We start from the raw sequence: 3524 nt of genomic DNA, 5'->3' as shown, positions 1-3524 counted from the left end.
GCGCCGACCCGCGCCGAGCGCCTGCCAACCTTGCCGTCCACCGGTGCATGGATTTCCGTATAGGACAGATTGAGATTCGCCAATTCCTGAGCCGCCTCGGCGCGCATCAACGTGCTGGCCGCCTTGTCGCGTTGCGTGCGCAGCACGTCGAGGTTCTGCTCAGTCGTGCTCAACGCGGCGCGGTCATGGGACTGCCGCGCAAGTTGCTCGGCGAGCGCGCTCGAAGCGTGTTGTTGTTCCTGCGTGGTTCCCGCTCCTGCTTCGGAGAGATTCTGGTAGCGCGAGGCGTTCGCTCGCGCAAACTCGACCGACGCTTCGTCGGAGCGAAGCGTGGCGCGCGCCTGCTCGACGAGCGAGGGGTGCCGCGCAATCTCGGCGTCGTAGTTTGCTATGGATGCCTTGGCTGCCGCCACGTCCGCCTGCGCACTCGACAATGCGGCCCGGAAATCGCGGTCATCGATACGCACCATCAATTGCCCGGCCTTGACCCACTGATTGTCGTTGACCAGTACCTCTGAAACCTGGCCGGCGATACGCGGCGCCACGAGCGTGAAGTCGGCCGACACGTAGGCATCGTTTGTGGATTCGGTATCCGAGTTGCCAGCAAGCCTTGTGCAAGCCCATGCAACGATGCCGACCGCGACGACAAGCACGGCAATGCGAACGGTTCTGAGGCGGGATCGGGTGGCGGCTGACATGGAAATCTCCCTTAGTGGGAAGAGGGCGGAGTAGCGCCCATGTTCAAATCATGGGTCATTGCCAGCGCAGTGACCTGTTCATTGCGTATTGCAGATAGCGACGCGAGCAAGGTCCCAATCAGGCCCACAGAGAGACGATGTGATAGCGTGGCCTGTGCGGGCGTTGGCTGCGCGGCTCCGGTTGTCAAAGGGTTGATGGTGGTCATAGGGGTTCGCTAGCTACGCGTGTTCAGTAGGTGATTGCATCTGCGATTCGCCGTCAAGGGCCATGCGCTCGCCGAACCCCGAATGCTGATATCGGGCTGCGACTGCCTTACGCCCGAGGCTGTACTTCCTCAAAGTATTGCGGTGCTTCCCGGCGATCAAACATCCCGTACGCCCGGACGATGCGGATGTGCCGCAGGCGCACGCCCTCTGGCAGCTTTGCGTCGCGTTCGAATACTTCTGCGGTTGCCTGGTCGCGCCACGTCGCCACCACGATCACGTCTCCCGGCGTCATCAGTGCGTCGAACACATCCCAGGCGACGAGGCCCGCCGCAGCCGTTTCAAGTCCAAGCGACTTCGCGACCGATTCCGCGCCGGCCTGCCTGACCCAGTCCGGCGCGCGCGTCGCATCGAGCAGCGTCACCGCCGTGCCGGCGCCTGTCTCAGTGACATCCAGGCGCTGTTCGAGCAAGACTTGCCCGGCGGGCACGTGGGTATCCCTGACGGTCTGGCCAATGCGCAAGCGATAGTCGGCAAATACCCGATCGCGCGCCGCCTGCTGGACCTTGTGGTGTTTCGTCGTGGTACGCCAGCGCACCAGCGACTTCTCGTCGCGCCAGCTCGACAGCGAGAGGAGCCACCCCTCGCGCGTCAGGCTTGCATAGCGGGTGTTGTCGATAAACCCATCGATCTTCTCGAGTTCAGGTCGCAGCATCTGCGCCATGCCGAGATAGGCATCGAATTGTTCGGGTATCGGGTTGACTTCAAGCATTGCAGAAAACATGAGGTACTCCTTCTTTCCGTTGACCACACGACGTTATGTGGAAAATGCGCGAAACTGGCGATGACGACGGGTTGATTTCCGTGTCGCAGTCAAGCAGTTGGTGCATTCACTGTATGGCACGGAGAGTGTTTCTTAAAGGCTGGGAGGATCAGGTATTCGGCCAACAAGTGCGTGAATTTTGCCAAGTAACTTGTGGACTCCATGGAAATCGCAACCACCTGGAATAGTCCATTTCGGTTTGACCAAAAAAGCCGATTTGCACGGGCGGGAACGATCACGAAGACCCGCTCCGCGCCGTCGCGGAAGCGATTGGTGCTGGCCATTTCTGATCTGTTTTGAGCCAATCGGAATGGGCAACTTGCGCGAGCTGGCTGTCCTTTGCGGTCATCCTCGATCGAGGCAGCGTGACTGGCGCGCGGCGCCCGGTTCGCTCGAAAGCTGAAGCTCAGGCGGCGAAGCGCAAGGGGTGCCCAACGCGCAATGCGACAGGCACGATCGGAGGCGCGGCGGTGCCGGTGATACGACGTGGCCCAAATTCCGCATCGATTGGCCAGACACGGCGCACCTGCGTGTTCGTGCCGCCATATGGACTGACTAGACTTGATTTCGGGACTGCGGCTGGGAACCTGACCCGGGTGCACCTGGAAACGCATAAGCCCTGGTTGCGGCTTGGGGTAGCCGGGATGGGGCTGCCGCCGCCTCGCCAATTGTCGCGGTCGAATTAGGGACCGGACCCCAAGCAAGGACGGATTCATCACGTTGATTCAGGATCGTCAAACCTCTCTGGCACCCGGTTACCACGCCGCATACGCGGCGAGGCGGGCTGCGCTTGTTTCGAGGGCATTCGGGGAGTAACGGAGCATGCGTGTTGCGATGATGTTGTACGCCGGATTCCAGTTACTCGATGTGACTGGCCCGATGGATGTGTTTCACGAGGCGAACTGCCTGTGCGGCGGAACGTTCTATGAACAGCATCTCGTCGGGCCGTCGCCCGGGTCTGTCGCATGCTCCAACGGCGTGGCGGTGGGCACGACGGAGTGCGTGTCGGATGTGCGTGCTCCGTTCGACATTATCGTGGTGCCCGGGTCCCCGCTCATCGGCCTGAGGCATGGGCAACGGGAAGTGGTGGATTGGCTCAGCGATGCCGGGCGTAGGGCGGGAAGGCTCGCATCCGTATGCAACGGCGCCTTCTTGCTCGCGCGTGCCGGTCTTGCCGACCACCGCTGGTTGACCACGCATTGGCGCGACGCGCAACGGCTCGCAACCGAGCATCCCCTGGTACACGTCATGACCAATCTAAGCTGCCTGAAGGACCGTAACCTGTATTCGTCGGGCGGCGTGAGCGCCGGTGTCCATCTGGCCCTGGCGCTGGTCAGGGAGGATCTTGGCGAAGACGTCGCCCGAACCATCGCCACGGCGCTGTTGACGCCGCGCCGTTGAGGCACGGAGCAAGCCCATCCGGTGCCGCATTCCCTCCCGCGCGGATGCGACGGCGATGGCCCGGATGGCGAGGTCATGGTCATCGTGGCCCAGATACGGCCCTTTTTGGCCGGTAGATGATCTTCTTGGCTGAGCGCGCGGCTCCGATCGTTGGCAGAATGGTTGCCACGATCCTCACAATTCTTCCAGAAGCACATCAAGAAAGTGCTGGGTGGACTGGGCCAGGGCGGAGAACCCGTCGAAGCCATCGTCCATGAGCTGGTGCCGAACATACGCTGTTCTCGAGTTGGATGGGAAATCGCCCTTTGATCTTGGTCGCTGATATTGTCAGCGCCGGTTTCCATGCGAGCCAGCCGTGACCACCCGAAACCCGCACGTAGTTTCACCCATCTCCCTGA

At 61.7% G+C, this 3524-nt stretch carries 3 protein-coding genes; 1 reads left to right on the top strand and 2 read right to left on the bottom strand.

What is annotated here, in order from left to right:
• A partial coding sequence (locus AB4Z48_RS40280; RefSeq protein WP_441624462.1) for an HlyD family secretion protein occupies positions 1-698 on the bottom strand: 698 nt, incomplete at its 3' end.
• Positions 699-1011: 313 nt separating this feature from the next.
• On the bottom strand, positions 1012-1686 hold the full coding sequence (locus AB4Z48_RS40275) for an antibiotic biosynthesis monooxygenase family protein (protein ID WP_441624460.1): 675 nt from the start codon (positions 1684-1686) through the stop codon (positions 1012-1014).
• A gap of 861 nt (positions 1687-2547) precedes the next feature.
• Here AB4Z48_RS40275 and AB4Z48_RS40270 point away from each other — a divergent pair.
• The gene (locus tag AB4Z48_RS40270; RefSeq protein WP_441624458.1) at positions 2548-3126 is read left to right on the top strand and encodes an AraC family transcriptional regulator; all 579 of its coding nucleotides are present in this window, start codon (positions 2548-2550) and stop codon (positions 3124-3126) included.
• The last annotated feature ends 398 nt before the right edge of the window (positions 3127-3524 follow it).

This window comes from Cupriavidus sp. 2TAF22, from assembly GCF_052115045.1.
Lineage (GTDB): Bacteria > Pseudomonadota > Gammaproteobacteria > Burkholderiales > Burkholderiaceae > Cupriavidus.
This window is presented reverse-complemented; position numbering and strand designations above follow the sequence as displayed.

Excerpts from the sequence above, each read along its gene's own strand:
- AB4Z48_RS40275 (WP_441624460.1), bottom strand. The coding sequence starts at position 1,686 with ATGTTTTCTGCAATGCTTGAAGTCAACCCGATACCCGAACAATTCGAT.
- AB4Z48_RS40270 (WP_441624458.1), top strand. The coding sequence starts at position 2,548 with ATGCGTGTTGCGATGATGTTGTACGCCGGATTCCAGTTACTCGATGTG.